Raw genomic sequence first — 22,236 nt, forward strand, 5'->3', positions numbered from 1 at the left:
CGATCCTTCCGGCGACCAACCCTGTAGGTCCAGTTCGCCTTTCTGTTGAAACCGTTAAGCTGAACTGATGCTCGATGTCCGCAGACTCCGCCTGCGCCGATCCGAGATGTCCGCACATGCTTGATGTCCGCAGGCTCCGCCTGCTTCGTGAGCTCGCCTACCGGGGCACGATCGCGGCGGTGGCCGAGGCGCTGACGTTCACCCCCTCGGCCGTCTCCCAGCAGCTCGCCGCGCTGGAACGCGAAGCGGGGGTCGCCCTGCTCGAGCGCACCGGACGCCGGGTCGTGCTCACCCCCGCCGGGGCGGCGCTCGTGCGGCACGCGGAGGCCGTGCTCGAACGGCTGGAGCAGGCGGCGGCGGAACTCGCCGCGGCCAGGACCGACATGTCCGGAACCAACCTGGCCGGGACCGTGCGGATCGGCGCCTTCCCCACGGCGACCCGCGCCATCCTCCCCTCGGCCCTGGCGGCGCTCGCCCGCAGCCACCCGGGGCTGGATCCGATGGTGGACGAGGTCGACCCGGCCGAGGTCGCGCCGCGCCTGCGCGCCGGTGAGCTCGACGTGGCCCTGGTGCACGAGTACGACTTCGTCCCGGCCGAGCCCGACCTCGCCCTGGACGCCGTCCCCCTCCTCGACGAACCCATGTACCTCGCCACCGTCCGCCCCGTCAGCGGAGAGGGTGACGCGGCCACGCTCCTCGCCTGCCGCGACGCGCCGTGGATCGCCTCCACTCCCGGCACGCTCTGCCACGCCATGACGGTGCGCGCCTGCCAGGCGGCCGGTTTCTCCCCCCGCGTACGTCACCACATCGACGACTTCGCCACGGTCCTCGCGATGGTCGGCGTCGGGCAGGGCGTGGCGCTCGTGCCGGAACTGGGAGCCGCCGACCCGCCCGGAGGCGTCACGCTGACCGCTCTGTCCATGCGCCGCCGCACCCGCGTCGCCTTCCGCCGGGGCGCCGGCGGTCACCCCGCCGTCGTCGCCCTGATCGCGGCCCTGCGTTCCGCCGTCCGCCAGGACGAGTAGTTCCGAAAGGCGATCTGCGGGGTCGTGTTCCCGTAGGTCTCGGCGGTGAAGATCACCAGGCGCTGCCCGGGCGACTCCTCCAGCACGGCGAGGATTATTCGGTGCCGTGGATGGTCACGACCAGGGATGCGCGGGCCACAGTTGCTCAGCCCAACGGCGCGCACGGCGGCGCGCGGCAAGGGGTTGCGCGTGAGGCCAGTAGTTGGGCGCGGCTGCTGCCCGCAGGCAACCGCGCAGCCCGGGGGTCAGGTGCGGCGGGCGGCCCAGACGGTGCGCTCGGTGCGTACGGCGAGGTCGTCGCGGCGCAGGATGCTGTGCGGGCTGTCGACGTCCAGGAGTTCGTCGAGGGCGGCGAGGTCCTCAGGGCTGAGTGCGGGTGCGGCGGCGCCGCGGAGGCGTTGCAGGCTGCGGCGGGCGTAGCGGCCGATGGCCTCGCTGCGACTGCCCTCGATGTCGACGGTGATGGTGCGCTCGTCCTCGACGGTGAATCCGGCGGCGGCCAGCATCGGCCCCCAGTCGGCGCCGCGGTGCGGGACGTGTTCAGCGTGGAAGCTGTCGGTCGCTCTGTGGGCGCGCTCCTCGAGTCCCGGTCGGCCTTCAGGGGCGTCGGCGGGCAGGAAGCGGGGGATGCCGTCCAGCTCGACGACGGCGAACAACCCGCCCGGCGCGAGAAGTTCGTAGACGCTACGCAGTGCGCGGTCGGGGTGGGCCATGTGGTGCATCGACGCGGAGGCCCACACCAGGTCCGGTGCGCCGAGGTCGGGCCAGTGGCTGGTGTCGAGGTCGGCCTGCACGGTGCGCACCCGGTCCGAGACGCCGCGGGCGCATGCCTTCTCACGCAGGAGCCGCAGGTGGCCGACGGAGGCGTCGACCGCGGTGACGTGCACCTCGGGGAAGCGTTCGAGGAGCGCGAAGGTGCCCGCGCCGGTGCCGCAGCCCAGGTCCACGATCTGGCGCGGCTCGACCTTCAGCGGCAGCCAGGCGGTGATGGATGCGATGTGCTCGGCGAGGACCTCGGCGTCCAGGTCGAGGATCTCCGCCTGGCCGCTGTCGTCGTGCTCCTGGTGGCGGCCGTGCGAGCCGCCGTGGTGCGGGGTGTGCTCGTGCACTGGGGTCATGACATCACCGTAAGTACCCCATGCGCCTGCCGCACCGCCCCTTGCGAGATACGCAAACAGATGGCTTGATGTGCTGCCCGCCGCGCAAGACCACCCCTCGATGTGGCGGCGGAACTCCGTACTGGCGAGGGTGTTACTCGCAGGGGCCCTGCGCGCCGTCGCACTCGCCGGTCTCGCCTGCGTCGCGTCGGTGGCCGCGGCGGGCGTCGCGGTCGAAGATGCCCATGATCTCGCACGGGCCGCCCTCGGCTCCGATCGCGTGCGGCATCATGGTGGGGAACTCGGCGGCTTGGTTGGTCTCGATGCGGAACCGGCGGTGGCCGAGCATGAGGATCGCGGTGCCGGAGAGCACGACGAGCCATTCGCGGCCGGGGTGGGCGCGCATGCGGGCGGGATTGCCGGGCGGAGGTTCGGTCATGCGCTGACGCATGACGCTCACGCCGGGGTCGCCCTTTATGGGCCAGCGCATCAGGCCGTGGGTGCCGTCGATCATCGGGCTGATGACGACGTCGTCGGCGGCGTTCTCCACGAGCTGGTCGAGGGTGGTGTCCAGGGCGCGGGCGAGGGTGACGAGCTGGTCCAGGGCGAGGCGGCGTTGTCCGTTCTCGATCCGGCTCAGCGAGGACTGGCTGAGGTTGGCGCGGGTGGCCAGTTCTTCCAGGGACCAGCCCTGTGCGACGCGCAGTGCGCGGATCCGTTTGCGTACGAGGCTGTCCAGCGCCCCATCTTCTTGCGTCATAGGCAACATGGTATGCCCCGACCGCAATGCGGGCTTAACGTCGAATACAGATGGCCCAGCACGGGGCCAGGTACGACGAAAGGGCGCGACATGTCTGGGCAGACTTCCCGCTACGAGAGCGACACCCTGCCCGCCGAGACCGTGGGCGGTCTGCGCCTGGTGGACGGCACCTTCGTCGCCCGGCGCGTGATCGCGGTGGCCACGCGGTTGCAGGCCCGCACCGAGGGCCTGGACGGGCTGAAGCTGACGATGGAGGACCTGCCCGACAACATGGGCCGCCGCTTCGCCTCCGCCATGGCAGGCACCACCGACGTCCCCGGCGTGTGGGTGGCGGGCAACGCCACCGATCCGACCGCGCGGGTCGATGCGTCTGCCGCGGCCGGCGCCCTGGCCGGATCCCACATCGACGCTCTGCCGGCCACCGCCGACACCGACGCGGCCCTCGCCGCCGCCAAGGCCGCGAACACCCCTGCCTGACCCCCGGCCTGATCCGTGCGGGCCGCAGCCGGCGGTCCGCGCGACGAGCCCCTGTTCTGCCCTTCTTCGGCGACCGGTCCTGTCCCGGCGCTGATTCTGCATGCCCTTTTTAAGAGAGGAAATCATGAGTGGCAACCAGCCTCCCCAGGCGGCGGCCGCGCCGGTGAGCGGCGAGGGTACGCCGGACGCGCGTCAGCTGCGCGCGATCCTGATCACCGTGTCGATCGCGCTGATGGCCGTCATCGCGTCGGTGTCCGGCCTCAGCGTCGCCCAGACCCACATGGCCGTCGAGTGGGGCGCCTCGCAGACCACCGTCCTGTGGATCATCAATAGTTACACCCTTGCCCTGGCCGCTCTGCTGCTGCCACTCGGTGCGATCGGTGACCGATTGGGCCGCAAGCCCATGCTGATCACCGGACTGATCGTCTTCGGTGCGGCCGGCGTCGTCGCCGGGCTCGCCCCGTCGGCCGCAGTGATGATCGGCGCCCGGGTGGCCGCGGGCATCAGCGCCGCGATGATCATGCCGATCACGCTGGCCGTCATCACCTCCACATTCCCCGAGGACGAACGGGGCAAGGCAATCGGTGTATGGACCGGCGTCGCTGGAGGCGGCGGCATCCTGGGCATGTTCCTCTCCGCGCTCCTCGTGGACGTCGCGAACTGGCGGTGGCTGTTCGTGCTGCCCGTGGTACTGGTCGTCGTCGCGCTGGCGATGACCCTGAAGTCGGTGCCCAACTCCCGCGAACGCTCCGCCCAATCCTTCGACACCATCGGCGCACTGGTCTCCACCGTCGCCGTGATCGGACTCATCTTCGTCCTGCAGGAAGGCCCCGAGCGCGGCTGGACCGACCCCGTCACCCTGGTCAGCCTGGCCGTCGGTGTCGTCGCCGCCATCGCCTTCGTGGCCTGGGAGCTGCACCGCCGGGACGCATCCCTGCTGGACGTACGCCTCTTCCGTGAGCGCGGCCTGGCCGGCGGCTCCATCACGCTGCTCGTCGTCTTCGGTGTCCAGGCCGGTATCGCCGTCGTGCTCTTCCCGTTCTTCCAGGCCGTGCTGGGCTGGTCGGGCCTGCTGTCCACCGTGGCGATGATGCCCATGGCCATCATGATGATGATGACGTCCGGCCTGGCCCCCAAGATGGCCGCCAAGATCGGCGCCCACTCCACCATTACCGTGGGCATCGCCCTGTCCACCCTCGGCCTCGCGCTGATGGCGCTGTTCGTCTCCGTCGACGGCGGCTACCTGTCCATCCTCGCCGGCATGCTCGCCATGGGCATCGGCATGGGCCTGTCGATGACGCCCTCCACCGAGGCCATCACCAGCTCCCTGCCCCGCGCCAAGCAGGGCGTTGCCTCGGCCCTCAACGACGTCACCCGCGAGCTCGGCACCGCCCTGGGCGTCGCGATGCTCGGCGCGCTCCTGGCCAACGGCTACCGCAGCGCCATCGACGACAAGCTCGGCGGCATCCCCCAGGGTGCCGCGGACACCGCACGCGAAGGCATCGCCAACGCCGTCGAGGTGGCCCCGAGCACTGGCAGCCACGCCCAGGACCTGTTGCACACCGCGCAGCAGTCCTTCGTCGACGGCTGGCGGCAGGCCTTGTGGGCAGGCGTCGCCGTCATGGGCGTGCTGCTCGTCTACGTCGCTCTTCGCGGGCCGAAGGGCTCAGACCTCGCCATCGCGGACGAGGCGGAGACCACGGAGACCGTCGCCGTCCGATGACCGCGTGACAACTGGGCGGATCATCCGTCTGGCGTCAGGCATCGCGATACCGCGATGCCTGACGCCCCAGCTCAGCAGCGCACGCGCAACGATTACGCCCATGCCGAACGAGCTCCTGGTCACCGTCAACACCGATCGGACCACCCGTCCAGGAGTCAGAAGACCGGGATGATGTCCTCCGGGTCGATGACGTCGACATTCACGCCGTCGATGTCGAGTTCGGGGATCGCGGGGAACTCGATGCCCCACCGCTCGACGATCGCGCGTACGCGGGCCATCGCCAGCCGCCAGTTGTCGGCCTGCTCCTCGTACGACAGCACGCCGAGGCCGCCCTCCCGCGCGTGGTCCATCAGCACGCGATGGTTGTGCAGGAAGTAGGGCGGGAGCTCCCAGAAGCCCTCGGGGGGCTCCCAGAGGATCATGGACAGGAACACGAACCCGGCGCGCAACTGCCGGGTGATCAGGCCGCGTACGTCGTCGGTGAGGCCGGGCCACTCGTTCTCCAGGATCGTCATGCAGATCTGGAGGTGGCGCGACTCGTCCCGGCCGATCTTGTGGAACATGTCCGAGAACAGCGGGTGCTCGGTGCCGGAGGCCATTCCCCGGAACAGCGTCGAGGCCGCCATCTCCCCCATCATGAAGCTCGTGAACAGCACGGCGAGCGAGTACTTGCCCACGGCCGCGTTGTAGCCGTTCCAGTAGCGCCCGCCGTTGTGGTAGAGCCAGCCGATGTTGTTGTGCGCCGCCCGCTCCAGGTCACTGGAGGGCTGCCAGTCGAGCGGGCCGCCGGGCCACAGCCGTGCGATCGTACGCTGGCAGCACTCCTCATGGTTCATCTCGTCACGGGTGATCGAGAAGAAGCACTTGCGGACGGGATCCTCCTCGTGCTTCTCGAACGCCTGGATGGTGGCGCGGGCGAAGACCGCAGGTCCCGAGGCGTCGAAGTTGGCCAGCACGGAGAACCAGTACATGATCCCCAGCCGCTGCTCGGCGGTGAAGTCCCCGGGGTCGAGCAGGTCCCACGGCAGGTCGGCGGGGTTCCAGACCATCCGCTTGGACTTCTCGTAGATCGCCGCGAGCTTCTCGGTCTCCACCCGCCACTCCATCGGGTAGATGTTGGGCTGCGGGATCTCGGGCGCCGGCCAGAACCCACCCTCAGGAACCACGACGTCCGACATCGCCTCACCATCCCGCGCGCTTGTGACCGGCTCGCCTGCGTAACCCCACCTTGTAACACCGTCAGCCTCATCCTGCGCCGTGCCGTCACACCAATCAAGTGCCCACACCGCGCCGCCGGCGGCTGGCCTGTGTGACCGCCACGCACACGAGCACGGCCAGGGCCGCCACGATCGTCGCGGCGCCGATCTCCTCGCGCAGCAGCAGCCAGGCCCACACCAGCGTGAGCAGCGGCTGCGCGAGCTGGATCTGCCCGGCACGGGCGATCCCGCCCATCGCGAGCCCGGCGTACCACGGGATGAACCCGAGGAACATCGACACCAGGCCGACGTACGCGAACCCGGCCAGCGACTCGGCCGAAGGCTCCATGGGCGTGGTGACCGCCAGCACCGCCGTCACGGGCACGGTGAGCGGGGCCGCGAGCACCAGGGCGTACGAGATGACCCGCCAGCCGGGCGTCTCCCTCGCCAGGCGCCCGCCCTCGGTGTAGCCGACGGCGGCCGACAGCAGGGCGAGCACGAGCAACACGTCCGCCCCGGCGAAGCGGCCGGTCCCCCGGGTCAGCGTGAACACGGTGATCGACAGCGCGCCCGCCGCGCAGGCCGCCCAGAACAAGGGTCTCGGCCGCTCCCCCGCCCGCAGCACGGCGAACGCGGCCGTGGCGGCCGGGAGCAGGCCGATGACGACGGCCGAGTGGGCCGTGCTCGCGCCGCCGTCCAGGGCCAGGCCGCTGAACAGCGGGAAGCCGAGGACCACGCCCAGCGCGATCATCGCGTACGACCGCAGGTGGGCGCGGGGCGGCAGGAGCGGCGCCCCGGCGGCCTTGAGGCAGATCACCGCGGTGAGCGCCGCGAGCGCCGCGCGCCCGATCGCGACGAGGTACGGATCGAACCCCCGCATCGCGAACACGGTCGCGGGAAACGACCCCGAGAACGACAGGACACCCGCGCCCGCCAGGAGGCTGCCCCGCCATGCCAGGGGGCGAGGGGCATCCGCGGCGGGGGCGTCCGCTATCGGAAGGACATCGATAGCGCTATCGTCAGCTTTCATGCACGACGATAGCAGTATCGCCCGTCTCGCCGCGATGCTCCGCGAGGAGACGGAACGGTCGCGACCGGGCGAACGCCTGCCGCCCAGCAGGGAGATCATGCGCCGCCACGGCGTGGGCCCGGTGACGGTCTCGCGGGCGATCGCGCAGCTCGCGGCGGAGGGGCGCGTCGTCACCCGTCCCGGCGCGGGCGTGTTCGTGGCCCCGGCCCGGCGGCCGGTCGCGGAGGCGCCCGACCTGTCGTGGCAGACCGTGGCCCTGGGCGACCGGGTGGTGGACGACTCGGCGACGGCGAGCCTGCTGGCCCAGCCGCCCGACGGCGTCGTGCCGCTCACCGGCGGCTATCTCAACCCCGACTTGCGCCCCGTGAAGGCGCTGGCCGCGGCGGCGGCGAGAGCCGTACGCCGGCCGGAGACGTGGAGCATGCCCCCGCTGAACGGCCTGCCGGAGCTGCGCCGGTGGTTCGCCACCGAGGTCGGCGGCGCGGTGACGCAGAACGACGTGCTCGTGGTGAGCGGCGGGCAGTCGGCGCTCACCCTCGCGTTCCGCGCGCTGGCGGCTCCCGGCTCGCCGGTCCTCGTCGAGACCCCCACCTACCCGGGCGCGCTCGCTGCGGCCAAGGCGGCCGGACTGCGGGCGAGCGCGGTGCCGCTCGACCAGGGCGGCGTACGGCCCGACCTGCTGGCGGAGGCGTTCGCGATGACGGGGGCACGGGTGTTCTACTGCCAGCCCACGCTGCACAATCCCACGGGGGCGACGCTGACCCGTGAGCGCAGGGAGCAGGTGCTCGCCGTGGCCCGGGCGGCGGGGGCGTTCGTGATCGAGGACGACTACGCGCGATATCTGGCAACAGGCCCGGTCCCGCCGCCCATGGTCACCATGGACGCTCACGGCACGGTGGTCCACATCCTGTCACTGAGCAAGATCACTTCGCCCAGCCTGCGGGTGGCGGGGCTGACCGCGCGGGGCCCGGCCGCGCACCGGCTGCGGGCCTGCCAGGTGGTGGAGTCGTTCTTCGTCGCCCGGCCCCTGCAGGAGACGGCCGTCGAGTTCGTCGGCTCCACCGCCTGGCGACGCCACCTCGGCGCCGTCCGCCAGGAGATCGGCGTACGGCAGGCCGCGCTGCTGGCGGGGCTCGCCCGCCACGCGCCCGCCGCCGAGGTGCACCTGGCGCCTCCCGGTGGCCTGCACGTCTGGGTACGGCTGCCGCCCGGCACCGACGAGGCGGAGGTGGCCGAGGCGGCGCAGGCACAGGGTGTGCTGGTGAGCCCGGGGCGCATCTACTACCCCTCCGAGCCTCCGGGGCCACGGCTGCGGCTGACCCATACGGCCGCGGCCGGCCTGGCCGAGCTGGAAGAGGGCATCCGCCGCCTCGCCCCGGTCCTGTCCCGTCAGCCACATCAGCCCCAGTAGTGAACCTTTGCCACGGTTGAACCGTCTTTTCTCTGTCGCCCTTCATCCCCCCTTCACAGAGGAGACATTGTGCGCATCCGTTCACTGCTGATCGCGTTATGCGCCGTGCTCGCGTCAGCCGGCCTGCTCGTCGTCCCGTTCGCCGCCGAGGCCGCCTCCGCCGGGGTCTCCTCCGCCTCGGCGGGCTGCTACGGACAGGTCGGGGACCACTGGGAATGCGTCACTCCCGGCGCCTTCTGCCCGGCGGCGGCTCACGGCAGGAACGGAACCTCGGAGGACGGCGACTCCTACCGGTGTGTGCAGGACGGCTCCTCCTGGCGGTGGAAGCCGGCCGGCTCCTCCGGCGGCTCGGCACCGAAGCCGACGGCCAAGCCGACTCCGAAGCCCACACCGACCGCGAAGCCCACACCGACTTCGAAGCCGACGGGGGCGAAGTGCTCCCAGAACTACCTGCCGCTGCCGGACCCGAAGTGCCAGCCGGGGGCGCGTAACCCCGCCGTCACCCAGGAGACGATCAAGTCGACCATCTGCGCGTCCGGCTACAGCAGGAAGGTCGCGCCTCCGGCGAGTTACACCAACGCGCTGCGCGTCACGCAGATCGCCCAGTACGGCTACGCGGACAGGAAGCCGGCGCACTACAAGGAGGACCACCTCATCCCACTGTCCCTGGGCGGGTCGCCCAAGAGCGCGAAGAACCTGTGGCCCCAGCCGGTTCTGGCGGGCAAGGGCAAGACCCCGGCCGACAAGGACGCGGTCGAGCTCACCCTGTGGAGGGCCGTGTGCCACGGCGAGGTGCCGCTCGCCACGGCGCAGCAGGCTATCGCCAAGAACTGGCGGACCGCGGTGCGGCGGCTCGGACTCTAGATCCCTGGGTCATCGGCGCTCCCTCCCGCCGGCGCTCCTCCGACAGGCGGTCGCGGCGCTCCTTGTTTCGCAATGCCAGATAGGCCAGGTAGCTGACACGCATGAGATCCTCCTCGGAAATAGCAAGCACCAGTGAAACGCTTTCGATGGTGTTGGTATTTCGCGACCTCCGACTGTCGTACAGTGGTCACGAGGGGTGATCGATCATGACGGGCCCGGCGGAGCTGCTCCGCGACTTCGTGAACACCTACGACGTCGAGGGAGACGCCGACGAGCTGGCCTCGCCGGCCGAGCTGTCCGTCTGGCTGCGCGAACGGGGGCTGATCGGCGACGACGACCGCGCCGCCGACGAGGACCTCACGGTGGCGACCCAACTGCGCGAAGGGCTGCGGACCGCGCTGCGCGGCAACCACGACGGGGGTCCGTACGAGGTTCCGGAGGGGCTGGACGCGGCGCTGGCGGGACTGCCGGTTCGCGTGACGCTCTCGGCGGGGACGCCGGCGCTCGAGCCCGTGGGGTCCGGAGTGGCGGGCGGGCTCGCGCGGCTCGCCGCGCTGATCCCGGCCGCCCATGCCGACGGCACCTGGCCACGGCTGAAGGTCTGCGCCGAGAGCACCTGTCAATGGGCGTTCATCGACTCCTCGAAAAACCGGTCTCGCTCCTGGTGCTCCATGCGCGTCTGCGGAAACCGCACAAAAACCCGGGCATATCGGGCACGACGCCAGGCGGAAGGTACGCCGAGGCCCTCCTGACCAGTACGGTGTTACAGGCTAAGAAAGGAGCCCGCCGAATGGGTGTTAGAGCTGCCCGCCTCGAGGACGTCGACGCGGTGACCAGCACCCAGATCCGGGCGTGGAAGGCGGTTTATCGCGACTTCCTGCCACCGATCCCGTTGGAGCAGATGACCGGGCCGGCGGCGGAGAAGATGTGGCGCCGCCAGTGGGAGGAGGCGATCCTCTCGCCGCCCACGCCCCGTCACCGCCTGCTCGTCGCCGTCGAGCGGGTGGTGCCCGACACCGACGCGTTCACCGCGCTCGGCCCCGGCGGCATCCTGGCGACCGCGGCCCAGCGTGCCTCCGACCGGGTCGTGGGGCTGGCGTCGCACGGACCCGCCGAGGACCCCGATCTTCACCCGGCCACGACGGCCGAGTTGATGACGTTGCTCGTCGATCCCAACCACATCAGGCGCGGACACGGCAGCAGGTTGCTCAACGCCACCGTCGACCACCTGCGCGAGGACGGCTACAACACGGTCGTCACCTGGGTCTTCGCCGACAACCACCCGATGCTCGGCTTCCTGGAGTCGGCCGGCTGGGGCGAGGACGAGGCCGAGCGCGTCCTCGACATGGGCCGCCCGATCAGGATGATCCGCCTCACCACCGACATCAGCTGAGTCCGCACCGGACCACGATCCACGCCTCCCTTCCCGCCCGTCCGTACGGCTTTCGCCCCCGGCGGCGTCGCCTCCGCCAACCCCGCTGTCACGAGATGACGGGGGATTGGCCAAACTAGGTAGGCCTTCACCGGCTACGCACAGGTAGGAAAAGGGAGTCACGTGGCCACCCCAGCTCAATGGTTAGCGGGCGCACGCCCCCGTACGCTGCCCGCCGCCGTCGTCCCGGTCGCCGTCGGCACCGGAGCCGCCGTCGCGGAGGACGGCGCGGTCTGGTGGCGAGCCCTGCTCGCGCTGTTCGTCGCGCTGGCACTGCAGGTCGGCGTCAATTACGCCAACGACTACAGCGACGGCGTGAAGGGCACCGACAAGGACCGGGTGGGGCCCCTGCGGCTGGTCGGCTCGGGTGTCGCGGCCCCGAAGCAGGTGCTCGCGGCCGCTCTCGGCTGCTTCCTCGCCGCCGCCGTCGCCGGGCTCGTCCTGGTGGTGGCCACCCGCGCCTGGTGGCTGCTGCTCGTCGGCCTCGCGTCCATCCTGGCCGCCTGGTTCTACACCGGAGGCTCCCGCCCGTACGGCTACCGGGCGCTCGGGGAGATCTCGGTCTTCGTGTTCTTCGGCCTCGTGGCCGTCGCCGGGACGACGTACGTCCAGGTGGAGCGGCTGACCTGGCTCTCGCTGGCCGCGGCCGTGCCCGTCGGGCTGCTGGCCTGCGCGCTCCTCATGGTCAACAACCTCCGCGACATCGTGACCGACGGCCCCTCCGGCAAGCGCACGCTCGCCGTGGTGCTGGGCGACAGCCGCACGCGCCTGGCCTACTCGGCGACCCTGGTGCTGCCCTTCGTGTTCGCGCTCGCCCTGGTGCCGGTGCGGCCCTTCGCCGCGCTGACCGTGCTGGCGCTCCCCCTCGTGGTGGCCCCGATCAGGACGGTCCGCTCGGGGGCGACCGGCCCGGCGCTCATCGCGACGCTCCAGCAGACCGGCCGCCTGCAACTCGTCTTCGGCGCCCTGTTCACCCTCGGCCTGGCCCTGTTCTGACCGGTGCCCGTCCTACCGTGAGCGGGCGTTGTTCACCGTGTAGTCGCGGAAGGTGATGTTCTCGGCGGTCTTCCGGGCGATCTTGGCGGCCATGTTCTTTCCCGGCAGGTAGGGCATGATCTTGTAGTAGCGGTTGAGGACCGAGGCCAGGAAGCGGCTGCCGGGGACCATGAGTGCGGCGACGCCGTCGCCCATCTTCTGGCAGCCCTCCGCGTACTCGCGCATCTCCCGCTCGTAACGGGCGAACGCGACGCGGTGGTCGCCGTGCGCGGCGGCCAGTTCGCCCGCCAGGACGTACGCGCCGACCAAGGCGAGGCCGGACCCCATGCCGGACAGGGAGGATGGGCAGTAGGCGGCGTCGCCGACCAGGGCCACCCGCCCTCGGGTCCAGGAGTCCATGCGAACCTGGCCGACCGAGTCGAAGTAGAAGTCCGGCGCCAACCGCATGTCCCGCAGCAGCCGATCGCTCTCCCAGCCGTTGCCGGTGAAGTGCTCGGCGAGGACGGCCTGCTGCCGGGCCACGTCACGGCGGTCCAAGTCCAGGGCCGGCGAGCCGAAGTAGAAGACGGCCTTCGCCTCGGTGTTGTGACGCGCGCTGTACATCGCCACCAGCCTGTTGCCGGTGCGGTAGGCGTGGCCGATGTGGTCGAGGCCGAGGTGGTTGGCGGTGGTGAAGATCGCGCAGTAGAGGCCTAGGTGCCTGACGTAGTCCTCCTCGGGTCCGAAGGCCAGGCGCCGGGTGGTGGAGTGCAGGCCGTCGGCGCCGACGACCAGGTCGAACCGGCGCGGCGCGCTCCGTTCGAAGGTGACGGTCACCCCGTCGGCGTCCTCGGTGAGCGAGGTGATGGAGTCGCCGAAGACATACTCGGTGTGCTCCTTGGTGGCGTCGTAGAGGATGCGGGCCAGGTCGCCGCGGAGGATCTCGATGTCTCCGGAGAACAGGTCGGCGGGCAGCGTGGCCAGCGGCTTTCCGGCGCTGTTGACGTACGACATGGAGCCCATGCCGGTGCCGGCGCGTTCGAGGTCGTCCAGGATGCCCATCCGGCGCAGGATCGACAGGTGCGCCTCACCCCGGAAGTCGACGGCGTAGCCGCCGTCGCGCAGCGCCGGGGCGCGCTCCACGACGGTGGGGGTGAAGCCGTGGCGGTGGAGCCAGTAGGCGAGGGCGGGACCGGCGACGGAGGCGCCGGAGATCAGCACGCTGCGGTTGGTCGTTGCGTTGTCCATGGCGAAGAGCCTGCCGGTGAGGGCTCACCGAAGGCTCACCGCCCGCTCACCGCCGCTGCCAGGGCATCGGAAAGGGCACCGGGAAGCCCCAGCAGGCGCAGTGCGTCCGGGGTGGAGCCGCCTGCCGCCGCAGCCCCGGCGGCCTCCCGGTAGCGTGTCCGGGCCATGGCGTGGTCGCCGCGCGCTTCGGCGACGCGGGCCAGCCCGGCGAGCGTGCGCACCCGGTTGCCGAGGCTTCTGATCCAGTGCGGATCCAGCCGTTGCGCGGCCTCGGCGTACAGCCGTTCCGCCTCGTCCAGGTCGCCCTCCCGCAGGGCGATGTCGCCGAGCCCGCGCAGAGCCGCGCCCAGGCAGGTGGCGCTGCCGGCGCGGCGGGCCAGATCGGCGGCTTTCGCATAGTCGGCGCGGGCCGCCTCCGCGTCGTCGGCGGCGGCGAAGTAGTCGGCCCGGTTGACCAGCAGGTCGGCGGCGTCCTCCTGAGCGCCGAGCCGCCCGGTCAGGGTGAGGGCCTCATCGGTCAGCGCGATCGCCCGCGCGTGGTCGCCGCCTCCGCCCGCCAGCCCGGCGAGCATGTCCAGGGCCAGTGCGGTGCCCCATCGGTCGCCGAGGACGCGGAACTCCTCGGCGGCCGCGCCGAATTCCCGCGCCGCCGCTTCGACGTCCTTCTCACCCAGGGCTCCGAAGCCCGACACGTATCGGGCGACGGCTCGCGCCCACGGCTCGGGACAGTCGTGCTGGGCCGTCAGGAGCGTGAACGCGGCCTGTGCGTCGCTTGCGCCGGCGTTCCGCAGCATCCACAGCAGCAGGGCCGCGGGGTAGTGGCCCGCCCGGTCGCCGGGCCAGGCGGCGGCCAGTGCCCTCTCCGCCGTCGCCCGGTGGCGTCGCCAGATTTCGCGGTCGGACGAGGCAAGCAGCACTGTGGTCGCGTACTCCTCGCCGAGGCCGGGCGGGGGCGTGTCGCCGATCGCGTCGAGCAGCCTGATCGCGTACGGCGCGGCCGTGGCGGACGCGCCCCGGATCCACAGGTAGGTCGAGGCCGAGGCGAGCAGTTCCAGGGCCGTCGCGGCATCCGGAGCCTCGACCGCCCAGCGCACGGCGGCCAGCAGGTTCTCGTGCTCGGCGACGACGATCGGCAGCCATTCCAGTTGCCCGGCTCGCCGCAGATGCGGATCGGCGGTGCGCACCAGTTCCAGGACGTGCCGGGCGTGCGCGTGCCGGGCGGAGTCGCTTTCGCCCGCTTCGTCGAGCCGCTCGGCGCCGTAGGCGCGGATCGTCTCCAGCATCCGGTAACGGCCGTGGGAGACCTCCAGAAGCGACTTGTCGACCAGCGATTCCAGCGTCTCGGCGTCCGTGCCGCACACCCGCCGCGCCGACTCCGCCGTCGCGCTCCCGGCGAAGACGGTGAACCGCCGTGCGGCCCGCTGCTCGGGTTCGGTGAGCAGGTCCCAGCTCCACGCGACCACCGAGCGCAGCGTCCGGTGCCGGCCGTCGGCCGGGCGGCTGCCGCGGGCCGCGACCCCGAGCCGGTCGTTCAGCCGTCCCTCGAGTTCACCGAGGTCCAGCGCGCGCAGCCGCGCCGCCGCGAGTTCGATGGCCAGCGGCAGGTCGTCCAGGGCCGCGCAGATCCGCCGTAGGCGCTGAGGGTCGGCGGCGAAGCCGCGCCGCACCGCGCGGGCCCGATCGGTGAACAGCCGCACCGCCGCGTCGGCGTCGAGCGGGCGCACCTGGTGGAGGTGTTCGCCGATGACTCCCAGCGGTTCGCGGCTGGTGGCCAGGACCCGCAGCCGCGGGCAGGCCGCCAGCAGCCGCGCCGCCAGCGCGGCCGTTTCCTCGATGAGGTGCTCGCAGTTGTCCAGCACGAGCAGGAGCACCCGGTGGGACAGCGCCGCGATCAGGCGGTCGACCGGCGTCTGCGGGCCGTCCTCCACCTGCAGCCCGCGCTCGCGCAGGCCGAGCGCGCCGAGCAGTGCCGGTGCCAGCCCTGCCCCGTCGCCCAGCGCGGCCAGCTCCACGAAGCACACCTCGTCGGCCGCCGCCCCTGCCACCTCGACCGCCACCTCGACCGACAGCCGGGTCTTGCCGACGCCGCCGGGGCCGAGCAACGTGACCAGCCGGGCCACCCGAAGCAGGCCGGCGACGTCGGCGACCTCCTCGTCGCGGCCGACGAAGGAGGTCAGCTGGGCGGGCGGCGCGGCCGGCGACGGCGAAGGATCGGCGCTCAGCAACTCCCGGTGCAGCGCGACCAGCTCGGCCGAAGGATCGGCGCCCAGTTCCTCCGCCAGGTGGCGCCTGGTCTCCTCGAACACGACCAGCGCCTCGGCCCGCCCGCCCTCCGCGTACAGCGCGCGCATCAGCAACCCGGCCGGCCGTTCCCTGAGCGGGTGGCGGCCGGCCAGCTCGCGCAGCTCCGGAATCACGGCGCGGTGCTCGCCGAGCCGCAGTTCGCCCTCGATCCGGTCTTCCAGCGCCGCCAGCCGCAGCTCCTCCAGCCGCGTCGCGGCGGCCCGGGCCGTCTCGCTCTCGGCGAGCTCGGCCAGCGCGGTCCCGCGCCACAGATCGAGCGCCTCGCGCAGCAGCGTCACCGCTCGTTCCGCCTCGCCGTCGCGCAGCGCCATCCGGCCCTGCCCGGCCAGCCGCTCGAACCGGCAGGCGTCCACGTCGTTGTCCGCGACCACGATCCGGTATCCCGATCCGCTCCGCTCGATCGCGGCCGCCGGCCCCAGCGCGGTGCGCAGCCGGGACACCTGCGACTGCAGCGCGTGCGCCGACAGCACGCCGTCAGGATCGATCTCCTCGGTCAGCCGGTCGGACGGCACGACCTGACCGGGACGGATCAGCAGCAGCGCCAGCAACCCACGCCGCGCCGGTCCGCCCAGCGGGACCTCGGTCCCGTCGTCGCGCCACACCCGGGTCTCGCCGAGGATTCCGAACCGCATGCCGGTGATTATCCCGTGATATCCCCCGGCAGCCCGCCGACGATCACAGAGACGATCACGGTGGAGATCATGCGGGGACGATGGGCCCCAGGTAGGTCCCGCCCGACACGTCGACGGTCTGCCCGGTCACCCACCGGCCGCGCGGACCCGCCAGGAACCCGACCACGTCCGCGACGTCCTCCGGCTCGCCCAGCCGTCCCAGCGCGACCATCGCCTCCAGCCCCGCCACCACCTCGGGGATCGAGGTGTAGCCGGCGGTCATGTCGGTCCGGACCGCGCCGGGTGCCACCGTGTTCACGGTGATACCGCGCCTGCCCAGCTCGTTGGCCAGCGACGGGGCCATCGACTCCAGCGCCGCCTTGCTGATGGTGTAACCGATCTGTATGGTGACCGCGAACCGGCTGGCCGTCGAGCCCATGTTGATGATCCGGCCGCCGTCGTTCAGCAGCGGCAGCGCCCGCTGGATTACGAAGAACGGCGCGCTCACGTTGATCGCCAGCAGCCTGCCGAACTCCTCCTCGGTGACCTGCGCGACAGGGCTGACGGAACCGATGCCCGCGTTGTTGACCAGGATGTCCAGGCCGTTCGCGCCGTGTTCCGCCAGCCCGGCGGTCAGCCCCTCGAACAGCCTGTCCACCGCGCCGTCCTCGCCGAACCGGGCCCGTACGGCGAGCGCCCGGCCACCCGCCTCCCGGATCCGCGTGACGGTCTCCTTGGCCGCGTCCTCGTTACCGCTGTGATGGACGCAGACCAGAGCCCCCTCAGTGGCCAGCCGCACCGCGACCGCGCGCCCGATCCCCCGCGATCCACCCGTCACCAGCGCCGTCTTGCCGCTCAGCTCGCCCATCGTCGTGTTCCCTCTCCGAGGCCGGTCCCCGGTGGATCCGGCGTCGGCTCAACACTGACGACGACCGCTCACCGTTCCCTCACCGCCGGCTCACCGGCCTGCCATCGGTCGCGGCGCCTCCGACGATCCGGTAAGGAGGTCGTATGACCGTCATAGGGTTGCGGCCGGCGACGCAGGCCGACAGCGAGTTCTGTTTCCGGCTGCACAAGGCCGCCCTGGGCGAGTACGTCGCGGCGATCTGGGGCTGGGACGAGCAGGATCAGCGGGGCCATCATGCGCGCGTGTTCGACCCCGGCAACACGCGGATCGTCACCGTCGACGGCGCCGATGCCGGCATGCTCAGCGTCGACTACCGGCCCACCGAGATCTACCTCGGCCGCATCGAGATCGACCCCGCCTATCAGGGGCGCGGGATCGGCACCCACCTCATCACCGCGCTGCTGGACGAGGCCCGGCGGCGAGGTCAGGACCTGCTCCTTGACGTTCTGACGGTCAACCACCGCGCTCACGCCCTCTACCGGCGACTCGGTTTGGAGGACGTGGCACGCCACGGCGACGGCGACATCAAGATCAGAATGCGCTACACCCCGCCGCCTCGCTGATCGGAAAACTCAGCGGCCGCCCGGCCTGTCCGGCGTGGCGTGCTCGGTGCGGGACAGGCCGGGCGGCGCGACTACTGCAGGTCGAGAAGGCGCTCCAGGCCCACGGTGAGGCCGTCGAGCCCCTGCACGCGGCGTACGCCCAGCAGGACGCCCGGCGTGAACGACGCCCGGTTCATCGTGTCGTGCCGGATCGTGAGGGTCTCCCCCTCGCCGCCCAGGATGACCTCCTGATGGGCGATCAGCCCGGCGAGCCGTACGGCGTGCACGTGGACGCCGTCGACGTCCGCGCCCCTGGCGCCGTCGAGCGCGGTGGTGGTCGCGTCGGGAGAGGGGCCGAGCCCCGCCTCGCGCCGCGCCCGCGCCACCAGTTCCGCCGTACGGCGGGCCGTGCCGGAGGGGGCGTCGGCCTTGTGCGGGTGGTGCAGTTCGACGATCTCGACCGACTCGAAGTGCTTGGCCGCCTGCGCGGCGAAATGCATCATGAGCACGGCCGCGATGCCGAAGTTGGGGGCGATGAGCGAGTTCGTGCCGGGGTTGGCGGCCAGCCAGCCCCGCACGGTCTCCAGCCGTCCGGCGTCGAAGCCGGTCGTGCCCACGACGGTGTGAATGCCGTGGGAGACGCACCACTCGAGGTTGCCCATGACGACGTCGGGGTGGGTGAAGTCCACCACCACCTCGGCGCCGGTCAGCGCGTCGAGCGGGTCGCCCTGGTCGACCTCCGCCACGAGCTCCAGGTCATCGGCCGCCGCGACGGCCTTGCACACTTCCACACCCACGCGCCCGCGGGCGCCCAGAACACCGACCTTAATCACGCGCCCAAGGCTATACGTGACGGCGAGGGGCGGGACGGCGAGGCGCGGGCCGACGCGCCCGCGCCCGTGGAACGACGAGGCCGCGCCGGCCCTGAAGGGCACCGGCGCGGCCTCCAACGGCACGGTCAGGCGATGGCGGAGCCGAAGTCCTTGTCGGAGTAAGGCCCGATCACCGCGAGCGTCAGCGGCCGGTTGAGGATGTCCTCGGCGACCGCGGCGATCTCCTCGGGGGTGACCGCCTCGATGCGCCCGAGCACCTCGTCGACCGTCATGAGCCGCTCGTACACGAGCTCGCTCTTGCCGATCCTGGACATGCGCGACCCGGTGTCCTCCAGGCCGAGCACCAGCCCGCCGCGCATCTGGCCCTTGCCGCGGGCGATCTCCTCGAGGGTGATGCCCTCGGCCACGACCCTGGCCACCTCGTCACGGCAGATCTTCAGCACGTCGTCCACCTTCGAGGGCAGGCAGCCCACGTAGATGCCGAACTGGCCGGTGTCGGCGTACTGCGAGGTGTAGCTGTAGGCGCTGTAGGCCAGGCCCCGCTTCTCCCGGATCTCCTGGAACAGGCGCGACGACATGCCGCCGCCGAGCGCGGCGTTCAGGACGCCGAGGGCGAAGCGCCGGTCGTCGTTGCGGTGGAAGGCGGTCATGCCGAGGACCAGGTTGGCCTGCTCGGTGGGCCGGTCGAGCACCCGGACGCCGGTCCGGACGTCCACGCCGGGGCCGCCGATGCGCGGGGCCGCGGGCGCGGCGGAGCCGCCCAGCGCGCCCGCCCGCTCGTACGCCGCCGCGACCAGCGCGACCACCCGCTCGTGGTCCACGTTGCCCGCAACCGACACGACCGTGCGGGGCGGGACGTAGAACCGCTGGTAGTACTCGCGGATGCGGTCACGGGTGAGCGCGTTGATCGACTCCTCGTTGCCGAGGATCGGGCGGCCGATCGGTGTGTCGCCGTACAGCTCGGCGGAGAACTGCTCGTGCACCACGTCGGAGGGGTCGTCGTCGTGCATGGCGATCTCTTCCAGGATCACGCCGCGCTCCGACTCCACGTCCTCCTCGGTGATCAGCGAGGAGGTCACCACGTCGGCGAGCACGTCGATCGCCAGCGGCAGGTCCTCGTCGAGCACCCGGGCGTAGTAGCAGGTGTACTCCTTGGCGGTGAACGCGTTGATCTCACCGCCGATGCCCTCGATGGACGCCGAGATCTCCATGGCGTCGCGCGTGGGCGTGCCCTTGAAGAGCAGGTGCTCCAGGAAGTGCGTGGCCCCCATGTGCTCGGGGGCCTCGTCACGCGACCCGATGCCCACCCACAGGCCGACCGCCACACTGCGCACGGTCGGCATCGTCTCGGTCACGACCCGCAGGCCGCCGGGGAGGACGGTGCGGCGGATGACCCCCGCGCCGTCCTTGCCCGGGAACAGGGTCTCGGTCGTCACGAGTTGCGCTCGTCCCGGCCGCCACGGGTGCGGCTGCGGCTGCGGCGCGGAGTCCGCGGCTGCTCCTCCTCCGCCGGCGCGGCGGCCTCCACCGGAGCGGGCGCGGCCTCGCCGTTCTCGGCCGCGGCGGCCTTCTCGGCGGCCTCCTTCTCGACCACCTCGACCGGGACCAGCGAGAGCTTGCCGCGCGAGTCGATCTCGGCGATCTCCACCTGGATCTTCTCGCCGACGTTCATGACGTCCTCGACGTTCTCGATCCGGCGGCCGCCGTGCAGCTTGCGGATCTGCGAGACGTGCAGCAGGCCGTCCTTGCCCGGCAGCAGCGAGACGAACGCGCCGAAGGCGGCGATCTTGACGACCGTGCCCAGGTAACGCTCGCCGACCTCCGGCATATGCGGGTTCGCGATGCCGTTGATCAGCGTACGTGCGGCCTCGGCGGACGGGCCGTCGGTGGCGCCGATGTAGATCGTGCCGTCGTCCTCGATGGTGATCTCGGCGCCCGTGTCGTCCTGGATCTGGTTGATCATCTTGCCCTTGGGGCCGATGACCTCGCCGATCTTGTCGACCGGGACCTTGATCGTGATGATGCGCGGCGCGGTCGGGTTCATCTCCGCCGGGCTGTCGATGGCCTCCTGCATCACGTCGAGGATCGCCAGCCTGGCGCCCCTCGCCTGCTTCAGCGCGGCGGCGAGCACGTGGGCCGGGATGCCGTCCAGCTTGGTGTCGAGCTGGAGCGCGGTGATCAGATCCTTGGTGCCGGCGACCTTGAAGTCCATGTCGCCCATGGCGTCCTCGGCGCCGAGGATGTCGGTCAGCGTGACGTAGGTGTCGCCCTCGCCGATGAGGCCCATCGCGATGCCGGCGACCATCTCCTTGAGCGGGACGCCCGCGTCGAGCAGGGCCATCGTGGAGGCGCAGACCGACCCCATGGAGGTCGAGCCGTTCGACCCGAGCGCCTCCGACACCTGGCGGATGGCGTACGGGAACTCCTCGCGCGACGGCAGCACGGGGATCAGCGCCCGCTCGGCCAGCGCGCCGTGGCCGATCTCGCGGCGCTTCGGCGAGCCGACGCGGCCCGTCTCGCCCGTGGAGTACGGCGGGAAGTTGTAGTTGTGCATGTAGCGCTTGGTCCGCTCGGGATTGAGCGTGTCGATCATCTGCTCCATGCGCAGCATGTTCAGCGTCGTGATGCCGAGGATCTGCGTCTCACCCCGCTCGAACAGGGCCGACCCGTGCACCCGCGGCACCACGTGGACCTCGGCGTTGAGCTGCCGGATGTCCTTCGGGCCACGGCCGTCGATGCGGACGCCCTCGCTGATGACGCGCTCGCGCATCAGCTTCTTGGTGAGCGACCGGAACGCGGCGCCGATCTCCTTCTCACGGCCCTCGAAGTCGGGCAGCAGCTTCTCCGCCGCCAGCATCTTGACGCGCTCGATCTCCAGCTCGCGCTCCTGCTTGCCCGCGATCATCAGCGCCGAGGCGAGCTCGCTCTTGACGGCGGCGGTCACGGCCTCCAGGGCGTCGTCCTGGTAGTCGAGGAAGATCGGATACTCTGCGGTCTCCTTGCCGGCGACCTCGGCCAGCTTCGACTGGGCCTCGCAGAGCACCTTGATGAACGGCTTGGCGGCCTCCAGGCCCTGGGCCACGGCCTCCTCGGTCGGGGCGACCGCGCCCTCGGCGACCAGCTTGAGCGTGTCGCGGGTCGACTCGGCCTCGACCATCATGATCGCGACGTCGCCGTCGGCCAGGACGCGTCCGGCGACGACCATGTCGAACGTGGCGCGCTCGAGCTCGGTGTGGGTCGGGAACGCCACCCACTGGCCGTCGATCAGCGCGACGCGCACGCCGCCGATCGGGCCGGAGAACGGCAGCCCGGCGAGCTGCGTGGACATGCTCGCGGCGTTGATCGCGATCACGTCGTACAGGTGCTCGGGGTGCAGGGCCATGACCGTCGCGACGATCTGGATCTCGTTGCGCAGGCCCTTCACGAACGACGGGCGCAGCGGCCGGTCGATGAGGCGGCAGGTGAGGATCGCGTCCTCGGACGGCCTGCCCTCCCGGCGGAAGAACGAGCCGGGGATGCGGCCGGCCGCGTACATCCGCTCCTCGACGTCGACCGTCAGCGGGAAGAAGTCCAGGTTCTCCTTGGGATGCTTGGACGCGGTGGTCGCGGACAGGATCATCGTCTCGTTGTCCAGGTACGCGACGGCGCTGCCCGCCGCCTGCCGGGCCAGCCGCCCGGTCTCGAACCTGATCGTGCGCGTGCCGAACGGACCGTTGTCGATAACGGCCTCTGTGCTGTGGACACCCTCCACGGGGGACCTCCTCTTCGGGTCGGTCTCCCCACGTCCTCGGTCGCCGGGCT

19 protein-coding genes are annotated in these 22,236 nt (G+C 71.5%); 9 read left to right on the forward strand and 10 right to left on the reverse strand.

The features are described 5' to 3' along the window. Positions 1-116 precede the first annotated feature (116 nt). Positions 117-1,025, forward strand: coding sequence for a LysR family transcriptional regulator (locus tag IL992_RS13455; RefSeq protein WP_193203673.1), 909 nt, complete (start codon positions 117-119; stop codon positions 1,023-1,025). Positions 1,026-1,270: 245 nt separating this feature from the next. On the opposite strand, the gene IL992_RS13460 is transcribed toward IL992_RS13455, so the two are convergent. Both IL992_RS13460 and IL992_RS13465 read right to left on the reverse strand, forming a co-directional pair. Beyond that, positions 1,271-2,143 (reverse strand): class I SAM-dependent methyltransferase, encoded by an 873-nt coding sequence (locus IL992_RS13460; protein WP_193203674.1) that lies wholly within the window; start codon positions 2,141-2,143, stop codon positions 1,271-1,273. 133 nt (positions 2,144-2,276) lie between these two features. Beyond that, a complete protein-coding gene (locus tag IL992_RS13465) occupies positions 2,277-2,882 on the reverse strand; it encodes an XRE family transcriptional regulator (protein ID WP_193203675.1) in 606 nt (201 codons plus the stop codon). Between the two features lie 90 nt (positions 2,883-2,972). Here IL992_RS13465 and IL992_RS13470 point away from each other — a divergent pair, with 90 nt between their 5' ends. After that, positions 2,973-3,359, forward strand: coding sequence for a hypothetical protein (locus IL992_RS13470; protein WP_226872861.1), 387 nt, complete (start codon positions 2,973-2,975; stop codon positions 3,357-3,359). 124 nt (positions 3,360-3,483) lie between these two features. Further along, a complete protein-coding gene (locus IL992_RS13475) occupies positions 3,484-5,082 on the forward strand; it encodes an MFS transporter (RefSeq protein ID WP_193203676.1) in 1,599 nt (532 codons plus the stop codon). Between the two features lie 155 nt (positions 5,083-5,237). Here IL992_RS13475 and IL992_RS13480 read toward each other — a convergent pair whose 3' ends face one another. Both IL992_RS13480 and IL992_RS13485 read right to left on the reverse strand, forming a co-directional pair. Continuing rightward, positions 5,238-6,260, reverse strand: coding sequence for a hypothetical protein (locus tag IL992_RS13480; RefSeq protein ID WP_193203677.1), 1,023 nt, complete (start codon positions 6,258-6,260; stop codon positions 5,238-5,240). Positions 6,261-6,354: 94 nt separating this feature from the next. Then, positions 6,355-7,308, reverse strand: coding sequence for a DMT family transporter (locus IL992_RS13485; RefSeq protein ID WP_193203678.1), 954 nt, complete (start codon positions 7,306-7,308; stop codon positions 6,355-6,357). On the opposite strand from IL992_RS13485, the gene IL992_RS13490 reads away from it, so the two are divergent. The 5 genes from IL992_RS13490 to IL992_RS13510 all read left to right on the forward strand — a co-directional run bounded on the left by IL992_RS13490 (position 7,307) and on the right by IL992_RS13510 (position 12,011). Further along, a complete protein-coding gene (locus tag IL992_RS13490) occupies positions 7,307-8,719 on the forward strand; it encodes an aminotransferase-like domain-containing protein (protein ID WP_193203679.1) in 1,413 nt (470 codons plus the stop codon). The genes IL992_RS13485 and IL992_RS13490 overlap by 2 nt on opposite strands. Positions 8,720-8,788: 69 nt before the next feature. Continuing rightward, positions 8,789-9,583: a hypothetical protein gene (locus IL992_RS13495; protein WP_193203680.1), complete on the forward strand. Its 795-nt coding sequence runs from the start codon at positions 8,789-8,791 to the stop codon at positions 9,581-9,583. A 206-nt stretch (positions 9,584-9,789) separates the two neighbouring features. Then, on the forward strand, positions 9,790-10,335 hold the full coding sequence (locus IL992_RS13500; RefSeq protein ID WP_193203681.1) for a CGNR zinc finger domain-containing protein: 546 nt from the start codon (positions 9,790-9,792) through the stop codon (positions 10,333-10,335). Between the two features lie 38 nt (positions 10,336-10,373). After that, positions 10,374-10,976, forward strand: coding sequence for a GNAT family N-acetyltransferase (locus IL992_RS13505; RefSeq protein ID WP_193203682.1), 603 nt, complete (start codon positions 10,374-10,376; stop codon positions 10,974-10,976). A gap of 162 nt (positions 10,977-11,138) precedes the next feature. Next, entirely contained in the window at positions 11,139-12,011 is an 873-nt protein-coding gene (locus tag IL992_RS13510; protein WP_079315756.1) for a 1,4-dihydroxy-2-naphthoate polyprenyltransferase, read from the forward strand. Positions 12,012-12,023: 12 nt separating this feature from the next. Here the strand turns inward: IL992_RS13510 and IL992_RS13515 are convergent, their stop codons facing one another. The 3 genes from IL992_RS13515 to IL992_RS13525 all read right to left on the reverse strand — a co-directional run bounded on the left by IL992_RS13515 (position 12,024) and on the right by IL992_RS13525 (position 17,021). Then, positions 12,024-13,238 carry an FAD-dependent monooxygenase gene (locus IL992_RS13515; protein ID WP_193203683.1) on the reverse strand — a complete coding sequence of 405 codons (1,215 nt, stop codon included), beginning with the start codon at positions 13,236-13,238 and terminating at the stop codon, positions 12,024-12,026. A 35-nt stretch (positions 13,239-13,273) separates the two neighbouring features. Next, positions 13,274-16,174 (reverse strand): BTAD domain-containing putative transcriptional regulator, encoded by a 2,901-nt coding sequence (locus IL992_RS13520; protein WP_193203684.1) that lies wholly within the window; start codon positions 16,172-16,174, stop codon positions 13,274-13,276. Positions 16,175-16,241: 67 nt separating this feature from the next. Then, positions 16,242-17,021, reverse strand: a complete 780-nt coding sequence (locus IL992_RS13525) for an SDR family NAD(P)-dependent oxidoreductase (RefSeq protein WP_193203685.1) — start codon at positions 17,019-17,021, stop codon at positions 16,242-16,244. Positions 17,022-17,164: 143 nt separating this feature from the next. Between IL992_RS13525 and IL992_RS13530 the strand changes: the two genes are divergently transcribed. Then, a complete protein-coding gene (locus tag IL992_RS13530) occupies positions 17,165-17,623 on the forward strand; it encodes a GNAT family N-acetyltransferase (protein ID WP_193203686.1) in 459 nt (152 codons plus the stop codon). A gap of 71 nt (positions 17,624-17,694) precedes the next feature. Here IL992_RS13530 and dapB read toward each other — a convergent pair whose 3' ends face one another. From dapB to IL992_RS13545, 3 genes are all read right to left on the reverse strand, one after another. Beyond that, the gene (dapB, locus tag IL992_RS13535; protein ID WP_193203687.1) at positions 17,695-18,435 is read right to left on the reverse strand and encodes a 4-hydroxy-tetrahydrodipicolinate reductase; all 741 of its coding nucleotides are present in this window, start codon (positions 18,433-18,435) and stop codon (positions 17,695-17,697) included. Between the two features lie 125 nt (positions 18,436-18,560). Beyond that, positions 18,561-19,871 (reverse strand): M16 family metallopeptidase, encoded by a 1,311-nt coding sequence (locus IL992_RS13540; protein WP_193203688.1) that lies wholly within the window; start codon positions 19,869-19,871, stop codon positions 18,561-18,563. Then, the gene (locus IL992_RS13545) at positions 19,868-22,186 is read right to left on the reverse strand and encodes a polyribonucleotide nucleotidyltransferase (protein WP_193203689.1); all 2,319 of its coding nucleotides are present in this window, start codon (positions 22,184-22,186) and stop codon (positions 19,868-19,870) included. The genes IL992_RS13540 and IL992_RS13545 overlap by 4 nt, the downstream gene beginning before the upstream one ends. Between the last annotated feature and the right edge of the window lie 50 nt (positions 22,187-22,236).

The sequence above is a fragment of the Microbispora sitophila genome, assembly GCF_014892245.1.
Lineage (GTDB): Bacteria > Actinomycetota > Actinomycetes > Streptosporangiales > Streptosporangiaceae > Microbispora > Microbispora siamensis.